Source organism: Pseudomonas baltica (genome assembly GCF_031880315.1).
Lineage (GTDB): Bacteria > Pseudomonadota > Gammaproteobacteria > Pseudomonadales > Pseudomonadaceae > Aquipseudomonas.
In genome coordinates, this window is record NZ_CP134771.1 from 5843647 (window position 1) to 5863413 (window position 19767).

16 protein-coding genes are annotated in these 19767 nt (G+C 63.3%); 6 read left to right on the plus strand and 10 right to left on the minus strand.

What is annotated here, in order from left to right; translation table 11 throughout:
* From REH34_RS26645 to REH34_RS26670, 6 genes are all read right to left on the minus strand, one after another.
* Positions 1–1281 carry a Zn-dependent hydrolase gene (locus REH34_RS26645; RefSeq protein ID WP_311969799.1) on the minus strand — a complete coding sequence of 427 codons (1281 nt, stop codon included), beginning with the start codon at positions 1279–1281 and terminating at the stop codon, positions 1–3.
* Positions 1259–2017 (minus strand): DeoR/GlpR family DNA-binding transcription regulator, encoded by a 759-nt coding sequence (locus REH34_RS26650; RefSeq protein ID WP_226502084.1) that lies wholly within the window; start codon positions 2015–2017, stop codon positions 1259–1261. Before REH34_RS26650 ends, REH34_RS26645 begins: the two co-directional genes overlap by 23 nt.
* A gap of 268 nt (positions 2018–2285) precedes the next feature.
* Entirely contained in the window at positions 2286–3716 is a 1431-nt protein-coding gene (locus REH34_RS26655; RefSeq protein ID WP_409373187.1) for an amidase, read from the minus strand.
* A 382-nt stretch (positions 3717–4098) separates the two neighbouring features.
* The gene (locus tag REH34_RS26660; protein ID WP_226502086.1) at positions 4099–4899 is read right to left on the minus strand and encodes a phosphate/phosphite/phosphonate ABC transporter substrate-binding protein; all 801 of its coding nucleotides are present in this window, start codon (positions 4897–4899) and stop codon (positions 4099–4101) included.
* On the minus strand, positions 4899–5852 hold the full coding sequence (locus tag REH34_RS26665) for a fatty acid desaturase (RefSeq protein ID WP_311969800.1): 954 nt from the start codon (positions 5850–5852) through the stop codon (positions 4899–4901). Before REH34_RS26665 ends, REH34_RS26660 begins: the two co-directional genes overlap by 1 nt.
* A gap of 202 nt (positions 5853–6054) precedes the next feature.
* Positions 6055–7494, minus strand: coding sequence for an NCS1 family nucleobase:cation symporter-1 (locus REH34_RS26670; RefSeq protein ID WP_311969801.1), 1440 nt, complete (start codon positions 7492–7494; stop codon positions 6055–6057).
* Between the two features lie 286 nt (positions 7495–7780).
* Between REH34_RS26670 and REH34_RS26675 the strand changes: the two genes are divergently transcribed.
* A complete protein-coding gene (locus REH34_RS26675) occupies positions 7781–8494 on the plus strand; it encodes a GntR family transcriptional regulator (protein WP_311969802.1) in 714 nt (237 codons plus the stop codon).
* Between the two features lie 19 nt (positions 8495–8513).
* Positions 8514–9248 carry an aspartate/glutamate racemase family protein gene (locus REH34_RS26680; RefSeq protein ID WP_311969803.1) on the plus strand — a complete coding sequence of 245 codons (735 nt, stop codon included), beginning with the start codon at positions 8514–8516 and terminating at the stop codon, positions 9246–9248.
* A 26-nt stretch (positions 9249–9274) separates the two neighbouring features.
* Here REH34_RS26680 and REH34_RS26685 read toward each other — a convergent pair whose 3' ends face one another.
* The 4 genes from REH34_RS26685 to REH34_RS26700 form a co-directional block, all read right to left on the minus strand.
* Positions 9275–10096, minus strand: a complete 822-nt coding sequence (locus REH34_RS26685; RefSeq protein WP_226502092.1) for an amidohydrolase — start codon at positions 10094–10096, stop codon at positions 9275–9277.
* 23 nt (positions 10097–10119) lie between these two features.
* Positions 10120–11499, minus strand: a complete 1380-nt coding sequence (locus REH34_RS26690; RefSeq protein ID WP_226502093.1) for a TIGR00366 family protein — start codon at positions 11497–11499, stop codon at positions 10120–10122.
* A gap of 81 nt (positions 11500–11580) precedes the next feature.
* Entirely contained in the window at positions 11581–12774 is a 1194-nt protein-coding gene (locus REH34_RS26695; RefSeq protein WP_311969804.1) for a CoA transferase, read from the minus strand.
* A gap of 127 nt (positions 12775–12901) precedes the next feature.
* The gene (locus REH34_RS26700) at positions 12902–13777 is read right to left on the minus strand and encodes a LysR family transcriptional regulator (RefSeq protein ID WP_311969805.1); all 876 of its coding nucleotides are present in this window, start codon (positions 13775–13777) and stop codon (positions 12902–12904) included.
* Between the two features lie 193 nt (positions 13778–13970).
* On the opposite strand from REH34_RS26700, the gene REH34_RS26705 reads away from it, so the two are divergent.
* The 4 genes from REH34_RS26705 to REH34_RS26720 all read left to right on the plus strand — a co-directional run bounded on the left by REH34_RS26705 (position 13971) and on the right by REH34_RS26720 (position 19722).
* The gene (locus REH34_RS26705; RefSeq protein WP_311969806.1) at positions 13971–14834 is read left to right on the plus strand and encodes a CoA ester lyase; all 864 of its coding nucleotides are present in this window, start codon (positions 13971–13973) and stop codon (positions 14832–14834) included.
* A gap of 41 nt (positions 14835–14875) precedes the next feature.
* On the plus strand, positions 14876–16219 hold the full coding sequence (locus REH34_RS26710) for a 2-hydroxycarboxylate transporter family protein (protein WP_311969807.1): 1344 nt from the start codon (positions 14876–14878) through the stop codon (positions 16217–16219).
* A gap of 129 nt (positions 16220–16348) precedes the next feature.
* Positions 16349–18883: a glycosyl hydrolase family 28-related protein gene (locus REH34_RS26715; RefSeq protein WP_311969808.1), complete on the plus strand. Its 2535-nt coding sequence runs from the start codon at positions 16349–16351 to the stop codon at positions 18881–18883.
* Between the two features lie 149 nt (positions 18884–19032).
* Positions 19033–19722: a GntR family transcriptional regulator gene (locus REH34_RS26720; protein WP_311969809.1), complete on the plus strand. Its 690-nt coding sequence runs from the start codon at positions 19033–19035 to the stop codon at positions 19720–19722.
* The last annotated feature ends 45 nt before the right edge of the window (positions 19723–19767 follow it).

Consider the following 19767-nt stretch of genomic DNA (forward strand, 5'->3'; position numbering starts at 1 on the left):
TCAGCTGAATGATCCGGTTGCAGAGCAGGCACGGTACAGCAGCGCCGTCAGCATACGCAGGCCGTTGCGCATATCCTCGTCACGGGTGTACTCCGCTTCGTTATGGGACACGCCGTTGCTGCTGGGGATGAACACCAGGCAAGCGGGGTATTTGCGGTTCAGGCTGATGGCATCGTGGCCGGAAACGGTGATGCTGTTGCCGATCGGCAGGCCGAGTTCCTGACCGACGCGATAGGCCAGTTCGGCGAAGCCAGGGTGCAGTTGTGCCGGTTCACGCAGCACGCTGCTTTCGATTTCGAAGGCGGTGTTGGTCTTGAGCGCGATGGCTTCCAGCAAAGCCTGCAGGCGTTCACCCGCAGCGGCCAGCAGGGCGACGTCCCGCGAGCGGTACTCGATCAGCGCCGACACCTTCGAGGGCACCACATTGGGCGAATTCGGATAGATTTCCAGGCGCCCGACCGAGCTGTGCATCGCCAGGCCATGCAGCTCGGCTTCGGCGCGTACGGCAGTGATGGCGTGGGCGGCGGCCAGCAGGGCATCGCGACGGGCCGCCATCGGGGTCGGGCCCGTGTGGTTCTGTTCGCCGTCGAAGCGCACGCGGTTCTTCAATGCCGCCCAGGTTTCGCGCACCACACCGATAGCCAGGCCCTGGCTTTCAAGCTCGGGGCCTTGCTCGACATGGATCTCGACGTAACCGGCCACGGGCAGGTCGACCAGGTTGTCGCCCAGATAGCCGATGGCGCGCAGGGCGTCCTGCAGTGTCACGCCGTCACCATCGCGGCAGGCCCAGGCTTGTTCCAGGCCCATGGCGCCGGTGAACACACTGCTGCCGATCAGGCTGGGCTGGAAGCGAGCGCCTTCTTCATTGGTCCAGTTGACCACCGCCAGGTTGCAGGCCGGTGCCTCGCCGCGTTCGCGCATCTGCCGCGCCAGGCTGGCGATGGCCACTGCACCGCCCAGCACCCCGTAGATGCCATCGAAACGTCCGGCACTGGGCTGGCTGTCCAGGTGCGAGCCGCAGAGGATAAAAGGCGCCGCCGGGTCGAAGGTGATCAAGCCAAAAATATTACCCACTGCATCGACGCGCACTTCAAAACCGTGCGCGGTCAACCAGGCACAGAACAGGTCACGTACCTGACCGTCCTCGGCCGAGGCCGAGAGTCGATGCAAGCCGCCGGCGGGTGTAGCGCCGATGGCTGAACTCTGCCGAAACAGCGCCTCGAATGCTGCGAGGTCGGCTGCGCTCGGCAACAGCGGTTCAGGGGTAAAGGATTTCGACATTATCTTGCTCCAGGCGGGCCGCAAAATCGTCCGACAACGGGCGATTGGTGACCACGGTCGTAATCGCTGCAAACGGCAGCGTATTGATGAAGGTCCGATGCCCGAACTTGGCGTCGTCAGCCAGCACCACACTGCGCAGGCAGTGCTTGGCCAGGGTGCGACGCAGCAGTGCTTCGGGCTCTTCGTAATCCATGAAGCCGAGTGTCAGGTCCACCGCGCCAATTCCCATGAAGGCGATGTCGTAGTGAAACTGACGGGCGAATTCCAGGGTGTGGGCGCCGATCAGGGCGTTGTCGTTGCGACGCACATCCCCGGGGGCCACCAGCACCGCGTTATCGCTGTGCTGCGTGATCAGTTGGGCGATATCCAGCGAGTTGGTGATGATTTTCAACTGGCTGAAGCGGGTCAGTTGTTGCGCCAGGGCCAGGGTCGAGGTGCCGGTGTCGAGGAAGATCGCCATGCCTTCGCTGACCAGTTGTACGGCGCGCGTGGCCAGCTTGGCCTTGGCCTGGGTCTTGATGCGGGTGCGCACTTGCAGAGGCTGTTCTTCATTGGGCCGCGGCAAGATGGCGCCGCCATGAATACGCCGCAACTTGCCGGCTTCCTCGAGATACTTGAAGTCCCGGCGGATGGTCTCTTCGGAGACGAACATCGATTGAGCGAGGTCCGACGCTTTGACGCGTTGGTGCTGCGCCAGCAGGCGCATGATTTCGTCCAGGCGAGGCTGATTGAGCATGGGGCAAAGGTTCCGCTGCAAAGTGAAGCCGCCAGTGTACCGGCGCCGGCTGTGGCTCGGGGTGCGTGCTTGGCGCGGTAAACGCTGGAGCGTCGCCCACGTAGCTGCCAGCTCGGCCGATGCCGAGCGTGGGAGCGTGCTGGAAGGTGACGCCATGCTTGACCGGGACACAGGTACCTCTCACTCGAATCGTGGTGAAAGGGCAGTCATGAGCAAAGGGGTAAACCATCGGGCGGGCTTCGTTCGAGTCCGCTCCGAGTCTTGAAACTTACCGGGTCAGCACCGGAGGCAAATGCTGATCCCAGGGGGCAATGGCTTCAAAGGCGGCGCAAAATTGCAGCACATCGGCATCGGTAAAACGGCGGCCGACCACTTGCAGGCCGATGGGCAAGCCGCTCGGGCTGAAGCCGCAGGGCACGCTGGCTGCCGGGTTGCCGGTGATGTTGAAAGGGTAGGTAAAGGGCGTCCAGCATGCCCATGGCACCGCGCCGTCCTGGCCGGCATGGCCCGCCGGGGCCACGTCATCGGCGGCGAACGGCAGGATCGGCAGGGTCGGCAGCAACAGCAGGTCGAACGTGTTGAACAGCGCGTGGACCTGATTGGCGAAGGCGGCGCGCTGTTGCACGGCGTTGAGGTAGCCGGCCAGGTCGTAATCGGCCGAGCGTCTGATCAACTCGGCGAAGCCTGGGTCGAGTTGATCCATCTGGTTGACCAGCGCTTTGCCATAGGCGATGCCACGCCCGCCCACCCAGAGGGTTTCGAAGGTGGCCAGCGGGTCTTGCCAGTCCAGGGTGCGCGTGGTGATGGTCACGGGCAACGCCTGCGCTATCTGTTGCACGGCGGCTTCGACTGCCGAGGCGATCACTGGGTCGACCGGCGTCTCGAACAAGGTCGGGCAGTAGGCGATGCGCAGTGGCCGTAACGGTTGTTCGCAGCGCGCCAGATAGGATTCGGTGGGGGCTGGCAGGGCCTGGTGATCCAGTGGGTCGGGGCCGGACAGAATATCGAACAGCAAGGCGCTGTCCCGCACCGTGCGGGTGATGGGGCCCGCGTGGCTGAGCATCTCGGTGGCCGACCAAGGCCAGGTCGGAATCCGCCCCAACGAGCCTTTTAGTGCAAAGGCGCCGCAGAAGGCGCCGGGAATCCGTACCGAACCGCCGCCATCCGAACCCAGTGTCGCCGGCACCATGCGCGCCGTCACGGCAATGGCCGAACCGGAACTTGAACCGCCGCTGGTGAGTTGTGGATCCCACGGGTTGCGACCATTGCCGAACACCCGCGAGGTGCTTGCGCCGGTCCAGCCAAATTCGGTAGTGGCGGTTTTGCCAAGGATGATCGCGCCGGCGTCCTTGAGGCGCCGGATGATCGGCGCATCCTGCACGGGCACATTGTCGAGGCCGGTCAGCGAACCCTTGGTGGTGCGCAATCCGGCGGTGGAAAACAGATCCTTGATGCCGAAGGGCACGCCATGCAGCGGGCCGCGAGAATGGCCGGCAAGGGCTTCGGCGGTCATGACCCGGGCCTGCTCCAAGGCAGCGTCGGCATACACGTCGCCAAAGGCATTAAGTGTGGGATTGTGGGTTTCTATCGCCAGAAGACTGGATTCGACCAACTGCACGGGCGTCAGCCGACCCTCACGAATGCGCGCGGCTGCTTCGATGACGCTGGGCATGGATGAGGGGTGTTGATCCGTATTCATTGGCTATTCCGCAAGTTCTAGGTGAATGCTCGAGTGAATCCTTGGGCGTCGAGGCATTAAAGTCAGCGGAGAAAAAAGAGTCAAGTGGGTTTTGTTGGATTTGCTTGGTTTGTGGTTATTTGTTTTTTTTGGCGCCAGAAGGGTGCAGGAACAGCAGGTGTTCTTGTCGAAAAAGGGTGTCGCGCCCTCGAATGGGGCGGAGTATTTGCAAGTGTTTTGCGCCATCGGGACCTGCCTCTTCGCGAGCAAGCTAGGCTCCCGCAGCGTTGACCGATCTTGAGTCGTCAACCTGTGGGAGCAAGGCGTACCCGCCAAGCCTCAGCCCAGTCGATAGCGTTGCGGGCACGCTATGCGATGCTGCGGGCGCCTGCCTCGCACCGTTTCAGCCTCTCAGGCCAGTGACGTGGCGTTGCATCTCAATGATCCGCTGGTAGCTCGGCCATTGCGCGTCGGCGAAGTCCTTGATGCGAAGTACGTGGGAGAACTGCGGTGAGCTCTGCAGGGTCGTGGCCAGCGCCGCCCGGATCAGCACGATCTGTTCGGTGCTCAAGGAGAGGGAGCCGATCAGTGGCAATCCCGGTGCCGACGCCGTCCAGCCGAGGGTGCGGATCTGTGTGAGCCGCTCGGGATGTTCGTCAGCCAGATGCGCCCAGGTCACTGGGTCTATCGCGGCGATATCGGCCCGGCCGTCGCGCACGAACTCGACGCTGTTCACGTGCCCACCTGAGACCACTATTTCCCGAAAGAAATCGCCGTTTTCTGCCAAAGGCGCCACGGCGTGGCGCAAGGCGTTCATGCCGCTGTGGGAGTCCTCGCCGTTGATCACCGCGACGCTCCCACGCAGGTCGGCCAGTGTCTTGAAGGGGCTGTGTTCGGCGACGATCAGCCGGCTGCTGTACTCGCCATCGTTGAAGCCTTCGGCCCGGTAGCAAGGCAGCGCCAGCAAGCTGACCTTGCCCTGCAAGCGTGTCATCAGCGGATAGCCGCAGGTTTGCGACAACAGCAGATGCGGGTCCAGCCAATGCTCATCGATGTGGTTGAAATCGGGCTCGATGAGGGTGATGGGTTCGTTCCAGCCCAGTCCCTGGAGTGTCGTTGAAAAAGCTTCGAGAAAGGCGCTGTTTGCCTCGTGCAAAGGCGTCGTGATCCTGTACATGGGCAGCGAAACTTTCCAGTTGCTCATCAGGCGGCTGCTTCTACGGGGCGCTGTTCCATCGCCGGGTGCGCGGGGTCATCCACCGGACGCACCGCGTACTGGCGCAGCAACTGCAGATACCCGCCCGGCACATGGAAGTTGCCGTTGGCGCTGAGGAAGGTGTCGCGTTGCGCGCGATAAAACGCCGGCAGTGAATACCAGGGCACGTCCGGGCGGGCGTGGTGCACGGCATGCAAGTTATTGTTGAGGAACAGCAGGCGGGTGAACCAGCCGCCCTCGTTGATCACCGTGCGCTCGGGCACCATGGGTTGGGCTCGGTGTTCGTAGAACGAGCGCACCGAAGCCAGCGCCAGCGCGGGCCAGGTCACCGCCAGCAGGTAGTACCAGGCCGGGATGCCGGCGAAGCGTTGGATGGCATAAAGCATGGCCACGCAGAGCAATCCGTGGCCCAACCACATGGGCGCGCGGCGCCAGTTGCCGCCGATGATGGCCTGTGATTCGCTGATCAGCAGCGCCAGTACGCCCCACGGCGGGCCGAGCAGCAGGCGGCCGAGGAAGGTCTTGCGAATGCGCAGCAGGCGGCGCTTGAACGGCCCGGCCTGGGCCCAGTGAGCCTGGGAAATATAGGTACTCTCCGGATCGATATCCGGCAGGGTCAGGCTGCTATCGGTGTGGTGCAGCAGGTGCGAGTCGCGGTACAGCGCGTACGGATACCACACCGACAGCGGCGCGTAGCCGAACAGCGCGTTCAGCCATGCCTGGCGAGTCGGGTGGCCGTGAATCAACTCGTGCTGCAGGGACATGAACCACGCCACCCAGACGGCCAGCAGCACGGTGGTGATCGGCAGGTTCAACAGCTGCGCGCGGTAGGCCAGGAGGATGCCAGTCCAGCCGCTGTAGACGGCGATGACGACGATCCAGGTCGGCCATTCACCGGGGTACAGGCGCGAGGGATGGGCGGGGCGGTGGTTATTGATCATGGCGGCACTGCGTTATGGAAAGGCTACCGGACAAGGCTGGCTTAGATCATAAGGCTATGAGTTTTTGTGCGCCTAGACTGAATCGGAATTTGGTTATAGCTGCTGGTCGTGATTGGCCGCAGGGTAGTCGCGCTGCAACTGATCGCGCTCCGGGAGCCGGATCGAGATCCTGCTGCCGGGGCGCAATGCGTGCAAGTTCAAGCTAGGCCATGGCCGGCGCTGCTACCGGCTTCACCTCTCGACGCGCCAACACCCAATAAAATGCCCCACCCAAAAAGCACCCGGTAAACCAGGCAAAATTGGCAACCGGCTTGAACCACGGAATAAACGTAAACACAATCCCGATCACCGTCGCCGCGATCAGCGCCTTGATCGCCGTCGGGTTGAAGCCTTGGGTGTACCAATACCGCCCGGTCGGCGAATCATCGAACAGCGCATCCACATCGATCTGCTGTTTTTTCACCACGTAATAGTCCACCAGCAGAATCCCGAACAGCGGGCCGATAAAGGCCGCCAGCACGTCCAGGGTGTAGTGGATCACCTCGGGGTTGTTGAACAGATTCCAGGGCGTGATGAAGATCGAGGCCACCGCCGCGATCATCCCGCCGGCGCGCCAGCTGATCTTGCTCGGCGCGCAGTTGGCAAAGTCGAAGGCCGGGGAGACGAAGTTGGCGACGATGTTGATGCCGATGGTGGCGGTGACGAAAGCAAAGGCGCCGAGCAGCACCGCGACGCTGTTATCGATCCGGGCGACGGTGGCGATAGGGTCGTGGAGCATTTCGCCGAACACCGGCAGGGTGCCCGAGACGATCACTACGGTCACCAGGGAGAACGCCAAAAAGTTCACCGGTAAGCCCCAGAAGTTGCCGCGCTTGACGTCGGCCATGCTGCGGGCATAGCGGCTGAAGTCGCCGAAGTTGAGGGTCGGGCCCGAGAAGTAGGAGACCACCAGGGCGGTAGCCATGATGACTTGGCCGAAGGCTTCCCAACCGCCCAGGGATTTTTCCGAGAGGGTGAAGCTGATGTGGCTCCAGCCGGCCTTCCAGACGATCCAGCCCGCCAGCAGAAACATGACCGCGTAGACCACCGGGCCAGCCCAGTCGATAAAGCGGCGGATCGAGTTCATCCCAGTCCAGAACACCGCTGCCTGCACCACCCAGAGCACCAGAAAGCCCATCCAGCCCAGGTACGACAGCCCGGCAAAGGACACCTCGGCGTACTGCTGCATCGAAGGGAAGAAGCGCAGCACCACGATGATCAGCGCGCTGGACGCCAGGTACGTTTGCACACCGTACCAGGCCACGGCGATCAGCCCGCGAATCACCGCAGGGATATTGGCGCCGAGCACGCCGAACGTAAGGCGGCAGATCACCGGATACGGCACCGCAGCCTGTTGGCTGGGTTTGGCCAGCAGATTGGCGACCACCTGGATGATGCAGATGCCGGCGATCAGGGCGATCAGTACCTGCCAGCTGGCGAGGCCGAGGGCGAACAGGCTGGCGGCGAATACGTAACCGCCGACGCTGTGCACGTCACTCATCCAGAAGGCGAAGATGTTGTACCAGTTCCAGTCCTGCTGCACCGGGCCGAGGTCTTCGTTGTACAAGCGCGGGCTGTAGCCCTTGGGAAGCTGTGGATTCATCGTACGCACTCTCCTGGATGGATGCCGCCCCGCGCATTGCATACGGACGGAGGCTTTGTTGTATACGATGCTTTACGCAGGATGCGTGCCATTTGTAGGCGAGCCGGTGCGAGGGTTGATGCAGAACGGTTTTTTCGTCGGTTAATATCACTTGGCTATTCCATGAAACTAGGGTTTCGCCCCGTATAAGTGCGCCCACGCGCAGCGCTGGTGCACTGGATTCTAGTGATGGCAAATAGGATTGAAGTTGTATACGATCAGCGCAACAGCACGCCTCAGTGAACCTATGAACGCCCATCTGTTTCCCATCGATCCCGCCCCCAGCCGTGGCAGCCAGAGCCGCGACGAGCACATCTACCAGGAGATCCTCGACGCCATCGTCGAGCATCGCCTGTTGCCCGGTGTGCGGCTGCCGGAAGACGCCCTTGCCGAGGCCTTCAACGTCAGCCGCACGGGCATTCGCAAGGTGCTGCAACGCCTGGCGCTGGAGCGCATGGTGACGCTGCGCCTGCATCGCGGTGCAGAAGTGGCGCAGCCCAGCGCCAAGGAGGCTCAGGATGTGTTTGCCGCACGCCAGCTGATCGAGCCGGCGGTGATGCCCGCCGTGGTCGCCAATGCCGACGCCGCGCAACTCAAGCAACTGCGCGCGCTGGTGGATGAGGAACACCAGGCGCAACGCCAAGGGCTGCAAAGCCGGGCGATCCAGTTGTCGGCGCGTTTTCATGTGCAGCTGGTGGCGCTGGCCGACAATCAGGTGTTCAGCGAGCAGGTCGCCAGCCTGACCACCCGTTCGTCCCTGATCATCGCCGTCTACGGCTCGCGGCGCAGCGTCGGGTGCGACTGTGGCGATCATCTGGAACTGGTCGAGTTGCTGGAGCGCGGCGACGCCAGCGCGGCGGCGCAGTGGATGGGTGAGCACCTGACCAGCATCCGCGCCAGCTTGCACATCGACCCGAAAACCCCGGCCGAGCCGGATTTCAAAAGCCTTTTCAAACGTTGACTCACCGCTCGGGCCGCCCATGAAAATTCAGGTCATCAACCCCAACACCAGCCGCAGCATGACCACCAGTATCGGCCGCGCCGCCATGGCCGTGGCGCGGCCTGAAACTGAAATCATCGCGTGCTGCCCGCAAGACGGCCCGGCCTCCATCGAAGGGCATTTCGACGAAGCCATCGCTGCGGTCGGCGTGCTGGAGGAGGTGCGCAAAGGCGTGGCGGCGGGTATCGATGCCCACGTGATCGCCTGCTTCGGCGACCCCGGCCTGTTGGCTGCCAGAGAGCTGGCGCGCGGCCCGGTGATCGGCATCGCCGAAGCAGCGTTCCATGTCGCCAGCCTGATCTGCACGCGCTTTGCCGTGGTGACGACCCTGACGCGCACGCGGATCATCGCCGAGCACCTGCTGCGCAATTACGGCATGACCGAGCACTGCACGTCGGTGCGCTGTGTCGATATCGCGGTGCTGGAACTCGAAGCGTTGGGCGAGGACCTACTGGTCGAGCGCATTGCCGAACAGGCCCTGCTGGTGCGGGATCAAGAAGGGGCGGGGGCGATCGTGCTGGGCTGCGGCGGCATGGCCGATCTGCCGGCGCGGGTGAGTGAGCGCGTCGGATTACCGGTGATCGATGGCGTGGCCGCTGCGGTCAAATTGGCCGAGATGTTGGTCGAGTTGGGGTTGCGGACCAGCAAACATGGCGATCTGGCGTATCCGCTGGCCAAAGGCTTCGCCGGGCGCTTTGGTCACTTTGGTCTGTAGCGAAGTCAGTCGCAGCCACGGATCAATCAGTCGAAGCCATACAGCCGCGCTGGATTGTCGACCAGCACGGCGTCGCGCGCGGCTTCACTGCCCGTCCATTCCCCGAGTAATTCCAGCAAGCGCGCATCATCCGGCGCATGGGCTTCGGTCACGTGCGGCCAGTCGCTGCCCCATACGAGCCGCTGGGGCGCGCACTGCGCAAAGGCCTTGGCGATCAGCGAGGCGTCGGGATAATCCGGGCCGCCGATCGCGGTATTCAGGTAGGCGCCACTGAGCTTGACCCAGGCCCGATCAGCCTCGATCAAACCGGCGATGAATCTGAATGCCGGATGGCTGGCGGCGCTGCCCGGCGGCAGGCGGCCGAGGTGATCGAACACGATCGGCACCGGAAGATTCGCCAGTAACGCCTGCTGGTCGAGGATTTGCTCGGCGGCCATGTGGATCTGTATGTGCCAGCCCCATTGGGCGACGCGCGCTGCCAGCGCGGCGATATCCTCGACGTGCACCACCTGGTCGGCCGCCTTCCACAGGCTGAAGCGCAGGCCGCGCACGCCGCCTTCGTGCAGGCTCTGGAGCTCATCGTCACTGATCGAAGGCGCGACCACCGCGATACCCCGGCCCTGGCCGGTCAACTGATGGAGGGCATCGAGCAGGCAGCGGTTATCAGTGCCGTAGAGTTTCGACTGCACGATGACCGCTCGTTGCAGACCCAGATGCTGCTGCACCCGGCGATAGTCATCCAGGGTGCGGCCGCCACTGCCCGTCGGTGACGGGGCAAAGCGTGGATCGTTGATATGCAGATGCGCGTCGCAGGCGTTTGCCGGCATTGGCCAGTGGATCGTGGTCATCACTGTGTTCCCGTTTGAAAGCCTTAGACCAACAGCAGTAACGCTGCACCATAGGCAAACGCCGCCACCAGAAAAGTCACGAAGGTGAAGCCCAGCACCCGCTGCACGCCGACCCCGGCCATGGCGACCACCGGCGCGGCCCAGAACGGCTGCATCATGTTCGACACCTGCTCGCCCATGGCCACGGCCATGGTAGTGGCTGGCAACGAGGCGTGCAGGGTCATGGCCGCCGGGATCGCGAACGGCCCTTGCACGGCCCAGTGCCCGCCACCGCTGGGGATCAAGAAAGTCACCAGCAACGAGCACACGTAGCTCCAGAACGGCAGGGTGTGCGCGGTGGAGATCGCCACGAAGCCTTTGGCGATCACCCCCGGCAGCCCGGTGGCTTCCATCATGCCCATGATGCCGCCGTACAGCGGGTATTGCAGGAGCATCGAGCCGCTTTGCCGCGCCGCGCCCTTGACCGCGTCGGCATAGGCCAGCGGGTAGCCATGCAGCAGCACGCCAGCGGTGAACATCACGGTGATCACGCCATTGACGCCCGACAGCTGCACATGGCCGAACCACGACGCGGCGATCACGCCGATGCCCAGCGCGCCCATGAGCAGGCTGCCCAGTGGCGAGTATTCGAGGAACTGCGCGAAGCTGCGCGGCCCTTGGGGTTTGACGCTAGGGACAGGGTCGGGATAGCGGCTGGTGTCTAGCACCACAGCGTCTTCGTCACGCGGGCGCAGGGCGGCGAGCACGAAGGGCATGATCACCAGCAGCGCCAGGGTCGGCACCATGTTGAACGCGGTGAATACCATCTCGTTGATGCTCAGCACCTGGCCGCTGACCTTCTCCACGACGTTCATCGGGTTGCCGGGGCTGGTTTGCGCCAGCACGATGGAGCTCGACAGGCCGCCTGCCCAGACCACCCAGCCGGAGAACCCGGCCGCCACCAGCCAGGCGAAGTCGACGCGCATGCGCTTGGCGATTTCCCGGGCGAGCAGGGCGCTGAGCACCAGACCGAAGCCCCAGTTGAAGAACGAGGTGATGGCCACACAGAGGAAGATCATCGCCCCTGCCTGTGCTGGTGTGCGTGCAAACGCAATCACCCGAGTGAAGAAGCGCTGCACCACCGGCGCATGGGCCATGGCGTTGCCCAGTACCAGCACCAGGGTGATCTGCAGGGCAAAGGTGAAGATGTTGAAGAAGCCCTTGTACCAGCCGCTGAGCAGGGCATCGAGGCTGAAGTTAGGCGCTACCATCCAGGCCACGGCGGCGACCACGAAGGTGATGAACATGGCAAGCACGAAGGGGTCGGGGATGGTCCGCTCAAACAGCGCGATGGTGCTTTCGGTAAAGCGTGTGCGCAAGGTTCGATGGCCTCCAGAGAGGCCCAAGGGGGCGGTGCTGTGCATAGGGTTATCCCTTTTATTGTGTTTGTGAGGGCAAGCCAGGTCGCCCTGGCGGTGACAGCATTGGATCGGACGAGGGGTGAATCAGAGCAGCGCGCCGTTAGCCCGCAGCACGTCGATCTGTTCGGCATTGAAGCCGTATTCGGCCATCACCCGATCCGAGTCGGCGCCGAACACCGGCGCGGCAAACGGCTTTGGCCCAGGGGTGCGACCGAAGTCGATGGCCCGGGTGAAGCCTCGATAACGGCCCACCACCGGATGCTCGAACTCGCCGATCAGCTCTTCGGCCAGGCACTGTGGGTCGTCGAACATGTCGTCGACCCGGCGCGCGGCGGCACAGGGTACCGCCTCGCCGAAGACCTGCTCCCATTCCAGGGCGCTGTGTTGCTGCAGAGCCTCGTGCAACTGCGGGACGATCACCTGATGCTGTTCAGCACGCTTGCGCACCGTGTCGAAGCGCTCGTCGGACGCAAGGTGCGCCAGGCCGGTTTTCTCGCACAGCGCCTTCCAGAAGTGCGGCGTGTTGGCCGACAGGTACAGGTGGCCTTCGCGGGTCGGATGAATACCGGTGATGCCCCCCGAGCGCATGTCTCGGTCGAGCTCGCGGGGTTCGTCGTCGGCCCACACCAGCCGCGCCGATTGCATCGCCAAGGCACTGCGCAGTAACGATACGCCGACTTCCTGGCCCAGCCCGGTGCGCTCGCGCTCGTACAAGGCCGAGGCTACGCCGCTGGCGACCATCGCTGCCGCATAGTAATCCACCACCGAGCCGTACAGCACTTCGGGCGCGCCGCCAGGCTTGGCCTGGGCCACGCACATGCCGGTCATGGTCTGCAGCACCTGGTCGTAGCCGGCCTTGGCCTTGAGCGGGCCTTTTTCGCCATAGCCGGTGACCGCGCAATAGATCAGCCGTGGGTTGAGGGTCTGCAACTCGGCATAACCGATGCCTAGCCGCTGGGGCACGCCGGGGCGAAAATTGTGCACCAGCACGTCGGCTTCGCGCACCAGGGTCAGCAACGCCTGCAGACCGCCGGCGGTCTTGAGGTCCAGCGCGACGCCGTCCTTGCTGCGGTTGACGCCCAAAAAGGCACGGCTTTCGCTGCTCAGGGTCGACGGGTATTTACGCAGATTGTCGCCACTGGGCGGCTCGACCTTGATCACCCGGGCGCCTTGGTCGGCCAGCAGCGAGCAGCCATAGGGGCCGGCGATGTAGGCGCTGAGGTCAAGAACGGTGATGCCGGCCAGAGGGCCGGATGCGGGTTGAACAGCAGAAGGCATGGAGATTCTCCGATCTTGTTATCCGCGCTTCAACGGGTGGTCGCGGCGCTACGTCGGTTCATTCTGTGAGGGGCAATAGGGAATTAAAAACGTTTTTTAGTGGTTTGAGAGTCCATAAAAAATGGACTTATTTTGTCGTTGACTCGGCGAACAGCACCTCGCAGAACACCTCGATCAAGCGCTCCTTGGCTGAATTGCGTTTCCACACCAGCCCGATCGGGCGATGCAGGCCAGTGCCGGGCAGGGCGATCTGTGCCAGACCATCGAGCTGGCCATGCAGCGGCCGCCATTGCGGCACCAGCGACACGCCCAGTTGCCCGCGGACCATGGCAGCAATGGCGTCCAGTGTGTCGATCTCGAAGCGTTCGCGGGGCTGGATGCCGTTCTGCAACAGGTAACGGTCGGCCATCACCCCGCCCCAGGAACTGCGGTGATAACGAATGAACGGCTCGCTGCGCAGCACCTCATGGGCGGCCTGTTGCGCCAGTGCCTGCGGGGCCAGCACCACGAACGGTTCATTGCGCAGCGGCCGCCAGATGAACTCCTTGGGCAGGTCGAATTGCGGCAGCACCAAGAGGGCGATATCGATGTCGCCCGCCAGCACCTTGCGGTACAGCTCGGTCGAGACCGCAGGCTCGACATGCGGGTGCAGGTGCTCGTAGTTGTCGATCAGATTCGCCAGCACGCCGGGCACCACATAGGCCATGGCCGAACTGATGCAGCCAATGCGCAGCTCGCCGACCACGCTGTCCAACGCGGCGATGGCGCGCAGGTCGCGGGTGCGCTGCAGCAGGTCGGCGGCCGGACCGAGCAGCGCGGCGCCGGCGGCGGTGAGCTGCATGGTGCGTCCGGCGCGGCTGAGCAAGGTCTGCCCGACTTCGTGCTCCAGCGCCTTGACGCGCTGGGCCACCGCGGTGGGGGTGAGGTTTAGCTTGCGCGCGGCGGCAGCGGTGGAGCCGAGCTGCGCTACGTGCAGGAAGCTGTCGAGATAGCGTGTGTCCATAGTGAATAAATTCTGGATTCTGAACCTAGAGATAAGCACTTTAACTAACTTTTAACCTTTTGCACTATGGCCCCTGCCACCGGAGCCACCTCCGGGGTTTCCAATAACAATGCCGGGTATGGGAGCGCAATGCCCATCGCCAGGCGCGGTGCACGCTGGCTTCAGCCCGCACCGTCGAAAACACAGGTGCCCCATGCGCAGTAAATTGTTCGTCCCGGGCTCACGCCCCGAGCTGTTCCCCAAGGCCATGGCCTCGGCCGCCGATGGCATCAGCTTCGATCTCGAAGACGCCGTGGCCGAAAGCGCCAAGGCCGATGCTCGGGCGCAACTGGCCAGCTACCTGAGCCAGCCGCCGAGTGCGAGCAAGCAACTGCTGGTACGCATCAACGCGCAAGACTCGATCCACTACCTGGCCGACCTCAAGGCGCTGGTCGCCACTCATGTGCAGATCATCAATCTGCCCAAGGCCGAAGACCCCGAGCAGATCCTGCGCCTGGCCGACACCTTGCAGCAGCTTGAACAGCGCGCCGGGCGCCGGGTACCGCTGACTATCCTGGCCAATATCGAATCGCCCCGTGGCCTGCGCCAGGCCGCCGCCATCGCTGCCGCGCATCCGCGGGTCATGGGCTTGCAACTGGGCTTTGCTGATCTGCTGGAACCGCTGGGTATCGATCGGCATGCGGTCAACGTCATTCAGCAGATCCAGCTCAGCGTGCGTCTGGCCGCCGGTGAGGCCGGGGTAGCTGCCTATGACGCAGCCTATGCAGCCATCAACCGCCCCGAGGGCTATCGCGACGAAGCGGTTTACGCCCGACGCCTGGGATTTGCCGGCAAGTCGTGCATTCATCCTTCACAAATCGCCCTGGCCAATGAAGCCTTCGTGCCCAATCGAGATGAAATCGCCAAGGCGCAGCGCATCGTTGCCGCTGCGGGTGACGCTGCGCGTGCGGGGGTGGGGGCCTACCAGGTCGATGGCCAGATGGTCGATGCGCCGTTCGTGCGCCGCGCCGAGATGCTCCTGGCCCAAGCGCGACAGGCGGGGCTGCTGACGCACTGAAACGCTGCCGACACCTTCTACAACAATAAGATGAGGTTCCCATGCATAACGTCGACACCCTGGCCGCCGCGCCACCGCAGGCGTCGCTGTTCGAGCGGCTGATGAATATCCGCATCAGCTTCATTCCGGTGCCGGTCTACCTGGTGCTAGTCGCCCTGGTGGTCGGTCTGCTGATCGAGCATGAACTCAAGCCCGATCTGCCGACCATGATCGCCATCATCGGCTTGGGTGGCGCCACCTGCGGCGAGCTCGGCAAGCGCCTGCCGTTTATCGGCAAGATCGGCGGCGCGGCCATCGTCTCGGCGTTCCTGCCCTCATACCTCGTGAGCCTGGGCTGGGTGCCGCAAGAGATCATCGCGCCGGTAACGTCCTTTACCAAACAGAGCAACTTCATCTACCTGTTCGTCTCGGCGGTGGTGGTGGGCAGCATTTTCACCATGGACCGCAACCTCATCGTCAAAGGCTTCGCGAAGATTTTCGTGCCGTTGCTGCTGGGTTCGGTGCTGGCCCTGATCGCCGGTGTCGCGGTTGGGCTGTTGTGTGGATTGCCGTTGCGCCAGGTATTGTTTTTCGTGATCGTGCCGGTCATGGGTGGCGGGCTCGGCGAGGGCGCGATTCCGCTATCGGTCGGCTACGGCGAAATCCTCGGCATGGACTCGGGCAAGATTCTCGCGCAGTTGCTGCCGATCATTTTGCTCGGCAACCTGTGTGCGATCCTCGCCTGCGGTGCGCTGGACCTTTTGGGCAAGCGCTATCCCTCGCTGACCGGGAACGGCCGCTTGCAGATGGCCGAGATCTCGGATGACGCGGTTGCCGACCAACCGGTGAAAATCCAGTTCGACGGCCAGACCATCAACCAAGTGATCGCCGCCGGCATGTGTGCCATCACCCTCTACCTGGCCGGTGTGCTGCTGCATGCGCTGTTCGGCCTGCCGGGGCCGGTGTGCATGTTGTTTTTGGCGGTGCTGCTGAAGCTGGCCAACGTGATTCCGGCACGGCTGGAAACCGGTGCGCGGTTGTTGTTTCAGTTCTTCACCACGTGCGTGACCTATCCGCTGCTGTTCGCCAACTCGATTGCCGTGACGCACTGGAGCGAGCTGACGGCCGCACTGCATATCGGCAATGTGCTGACCATTGCGACCACGGTGTTGACCTTGGTGCTGACGGGGTTGGTGGTGGCGCGACGGTTGAACCTGTATCCGATCGATACGGCGATTGTGAATGGCTGCCACAGCGGGTTGGGCGGGACGGGGGATATCGCGATTTTGACGGCGGCGAACCGGATGCAGCTGCTGCCGTATGCGCAGATATCGACGCGGATCGGGGGGGCGATCACGGTGATGGGGGCGTTGTTGATTTTGGCGAATATGGGGCCGGTGGGGTGAGGTCGGGCAGACCGTCTATCACATCGCGGGCCCCCATCCCCAGCACACCCCAAGACTGAACTAGCCTGAATCACCCGCCCACCGTTCGCCTCCACCCCTATCAGAGCACCGTGCGGGAAGGAGACCCGCATGGCTATCTACAACGTAAAAGACTACGGCGCCAAAGGCGACGGCAGCACCGACGACACGGCGGCCATCCAGGCGGCCATCGATGCAGCGGCGGCAGACGGTGGTGGGCAGGTGTATCTGTCCAGCGGCACCTACACGCTCAGTTCCACCGCCGCAGGCAGTGTCTTGCAGCTCAAGGACTTCACCTCGCTGACCGGCGACGGCATCGGCCAGACGGTGCTCAAACTGGCCGACGGCTCGACCGGGGCGACCTCGGTGGTGCGCGGTGACGGTGATTCCATTGGCGCGAGCAGCTTGACCATCGACGGCAATCGGGCCGGCAACAGCGGTACGGTGCAGGGTTGGGTCAGTGGCACCAGCGACGACGTCACCCTGAGCGCCGTAGAAGTGGTCAACGCCAGTGGCGATGGTTTCAACCTGCGCAGCGTGGGGCATCAATTCAGCGTGAGCGACAGCGTTGCGCGGTTCAATGGTATTGCCGGGTTCCACGCCGACGGCCAGGCCAATAGCTACATCCATGATTCGCTGGCCCAGAGTAACGGGGACGCAGGCTTCGACCTCGGCGGTGAACTGACGGTACTCGACAGCGACGCCCTCACCAATGGCAACGACGGCTTCGTGCTGCGCGAAGGCGACAGCAGCAGTGCCGGCACCAGCCGTATCGTGATCGATGGCGGCAGCGCCGCGGGCAACAACGGTAACGGTGTCGACGCAGTGCTGGTCCATGGTTTTCAGATCAGCGCGATGGACCTGCACAGCAACCTCTACAACGGCATCCTCAGCGATGCCAGCAGCGACGGGGTCATCACTCAGAACCACGTGTTCGGCAACGACTACGACGAGTTTTCGTATTCCGAAATCGACATCAGCGGCTGGACCGGCAGCCCCGCCACCACGGCGAACAACGTGTCGGCCACCCACAATGTGGTGACGGGCGGGCACAACAGCTATTACGGCATCACCGTGGGGATCGACACGGGCGACTACAACACCGTCGCCGACAACATCGTCAGCCAGACGGTCCTGCCGATCGTGGTGGTCGGCGAGCACAGCGTCAAAAGCAACAATGTCGCGTTCGTGCGCCTGTATGGCACCGATCACGCCGACGTCATGAACGGCAGCGTGGCACGCGACCAACTCGTCGCCGGTGATGGCAACGATACGCTCAATGCCAGCGCGGGCGCCGATGTGCTCGATGGCGGCGGCGGCGTGGATCGGCTGACCACCGGTGCTGGCGCCGATGTGGTGCGCTTCGACACCCTGGCCGACAGCTACCGCGATGCGGCCCATAGCTACGCCGACCGCATCACTGACTTTGACGCCACCAGCGATCGCCTGGACCTCTGCGCCTTGGGTTTCAGCACGTTGGGCAACGGCCATGGCGACACGCTGCTGCTGAGTTACAACGCGGCGCTGGATCGTACCTACCTCAAGCATCTGGATGCGGACGCGGCGGGCAATCGTTTCGAGGCGGTGCTGCTCGGCGACCACCGCGACTTTACCGTGGCCAATCTGCAGCAGCTCGGTGAAGGCACGGCGGCAGCCGATTCGCTGAGCGGCTCGGCACTCGCCGACTCCCTCTACGGCGGCGGTGCACGCGACACGCTGTACGGCCTGGGCGGCGACGACAGGTTGTTTGGCGACGGCGGTGGCGACCGCCTGGAGGGTGGCGCGGGGGCCGATACTTTTGTCTATCGCGAGTTGAGCGACAGCCTGCGATCGAATGCAGCCGGCGGTACTGCGGGGCGGGACATGGTGATGGACTTTGACGCCAGCCTGGGCGATCAGCTCGACGTTTCAGCGCTGGGCTTCACCGGTCTGAGCGACGGTCATGGGCATACGCTCAAGGTCAGCGTCAGTGCCGATGGCGAGCAGACAGTGCTCAAGTCGCTGGAGCAAAATGCCCAGGGGAAGCATTTCGAGATACTGCTGGCGGGGGATCATCAGTTCGAGCTGTCCCAGGACAGCATTCTCTTCGCCCAGCCCTTGGGCAACACCCCCAGCGTGCTGCCGAGCTGGCTCGATCACAATGTTTACGGCACTGGCGGCGCCGATACCCTGATTGGCGATTCGACCGACAACTGGATCCGCGGCGGTGATGGCAATGACCGGCTCAGCGGCGGCGTCGGCGACGATACGTTGGTCGGCGGTGGCGGCGCGGATGTGATGAACGGCGACACGGGCAACGATACCTTTGCCTATACGAACGTCAGCGACAGCTTTCGCCAGGGCAGCTCGGTGTTCGCCGACACCATCAACGGCTTCTCGGTTTACAACGACCGGCTGGATTTCTCGGCGTTGGGCTATACCGGGCTGGGGGATGGGCATGGGGAGACGTTGAAATTGGTGCAGGACTCTGGCCGGACGTTTTTGCGCGATCTGGATGCGGATGGGCAGGGGCGCTTGTTCGAGGTGCGGTTGGCGGGAGATTTGAAGGCGCATCTGACGGCGGATAATTTTGTCTTTGCTGAGGCGGCGCAGGTCGAGCCGTTGCAGTTGTTGGGGGTGACGCACGGGGTTGGTGACGTGGCGTGAATGAGCATGTCCATTGATGGTGCTCACTGTTTTTTATCCGCAGGGCGGTGAAACGATTTCGCTGCCTTGACCTTAAGTTGCATACAACCTATGGTTTGATTCACGTCTAAAGCAATAAAAAACCGGATTTAACCGGAAGGTTGTATACGATGCCTGCTTCGCACCTTACCCTCGTTCCCAGCGATGATCCCTATTCTCTGATCAAGCAAGCCATCAGCGACGCCCGTTATGTGCCCGGCGAATTCCTCCGTGAATCGCGCATCGCCGAAGACTTGGGCGTCAGCCGCACCCCGGTGCGCGAAGCCATCCGCCGCCTCGAAGCCGAAGGCTGGCTTGAAGTCTTGCCCAACCGCGGCGCGAGGGTCCGGCGTTGGTCGACCCGCGATGTCGAGGAAATTTTCGAAGCCCGCCTGTTGATCGAACCCTACCTGGTCGGCCAGGCCGCATTGCGTGTCACGCCGGAGCAGATCGCCGAACTCGATGAGCTGGCCGAGCGCACCCGCGTGATCGCCAGCCGGGGCCTGGATGCCGAGCCCACCGACAGCTGGTTCGACACTAACAAGCGCTTTCACGACATCCTCACCGCCGCCGCAGGCAACAGCCGCTTGGCGCAGTCGCTGCAATCGATGAAGGAGGTGCCGCTGATCAAGTGGACCTATGCCAGCTACCGCGATACCGACCGCGAGCGCAGTGCGGGGCAGCACATCGAGATCGTGCAGGCGGTGAGGGCGAGAAATCCGGCCTGGGCCGAGGCGGCGATGCGCTGTCACATTCTCGCGGCGCAGACCTCGCTGTTGGCCAGACTCGACCACGCTTTGATCGATCAGACCCCTGACTAAAAACGTGCGGGCGCGCGGTTGTATCGCCTATCAGTACTGCGCCGA

What these genes read in the sequence shown, in the direction of transcription:
- REH34_RS26645 (WP_311969799.1), bottom strand. Translation starts at nt 1,281, where the DNA reads ATGTCGAAATCCTTTACCCCTGAACCGCTGTTGCCGAGCGCAGCCGAC.
- REH34_RS26650 (WP_226502084.1), bottom strand. Translation starts at nt 2,017, where the DNA reads ATGCTCAATCAGCCTCGCCTGGACGAAATCATGCGCCTGCTGGCGCAG.
- REH34_RS26655 (WP_409373187.1), bottom strand. Translation starts at nt 3,716, where the DNA reads ATGAATACGGATCAACACCCCTCATCCATGCCCAGCGTCATCGAAGCA.
- REH34_RS26660 (WP_226502086.1), bottom strand. Translation starts at nt 4,899, where the DNA reads ATGAGCAACTGGAAAGTTTCGCTGCCCATGTACAGGATCACGACGCCT.
- REH34_RS26665 (WP_311969800.1), bottom strand. Translation starts at nt 5,852, where the DNA reads ATGATCAATAACCACCGCCCCGCCCATCCCTCGCGCCTGTACCCCGGT.
- REH34_RS26670 (WP_311969801.1), bottom strand. Translation starts at nt 7,494, where the DNA reads ATGAATCCACAGCTTCCCAAGGGCTACAGCCCGCGCTTGTACAACGAA.
- REH34_RS26675 (WP_311969802.1), top strand. Translation starts at nt 7,781, where the DNA reads ATGAACGCCCATCTGTTTCCCATCGATCCCGCCCCCAGCCGTGGCAGC.
- REH34_RS26680 (WP_311969803.1), top strand. Translation starts at nt 8,514, where the DNA reads ATGAAAATTCAGGTCATCAACCCCAACACCAGCCGCAGCATGACCACC.
- REH34_RS26685 (WP_226502092.1), bottom strand. Translation starts at nt 10,096, where the DNA reads ATGACCACGATCCACTGGCCAATGCCGGCAAACGCCTGCGACGCGCAT.
- REH34_RS26690 (WP_226502093.1), bottom strand. Translation starts at nt 11,499, where the DNA reads ATGCACAGCACCGCCCCCTTGGGCCTCTCTGGAGGCCATCGAACCTTG.
- REH34_RS26695 (WP_311969804.1), bottom strand. Translation starts at nt 12,774, where the DNA reads ATGCCTTCTGCTGTTCAACCCGCATCCGGCCCTCTGGCCGGCATCACC.
- REH34_RS26700 (WP_311969805.1), bottom strand. Translation starts at nt 13,777, where the DNA reads ATGGACACACGCTATCTCGACAGCTTCCTGCACGTAGCGCAGCTCGGC.
- REH34_RS26705 (WP_311969806.1), top strand. Translation starts at nt 13,971, where the DNA reads ATGCGCAGTAAATTGTTCGTCCCGGGCTCACGCCCCGAGCTGTTCCCC.
- REH34_RS26710 (WP_311969807.1), top strand. Translation starts at nt 14,876, where the DNA reads ATGCATAACGTCGACACCCTGGCCGCCGCGCCACCGCAGGCGTCGCTG.
- REH34_RS26715 (WP_311969808.1), top strand. Translation starts at nt 16,349, where the DNA reads ATGGCTATCTACAACGTAAAAGACTACGGCGCCAAAGGCGACGGCAGC.
- REH34_RS26720 (WP_311969809.1), top strand. Translation starts at nt 19,033, where the DNA reads ATGCCTGCTTCGCACCTTACCCTCGTTCCCAGCGATGATCCCTATTCT.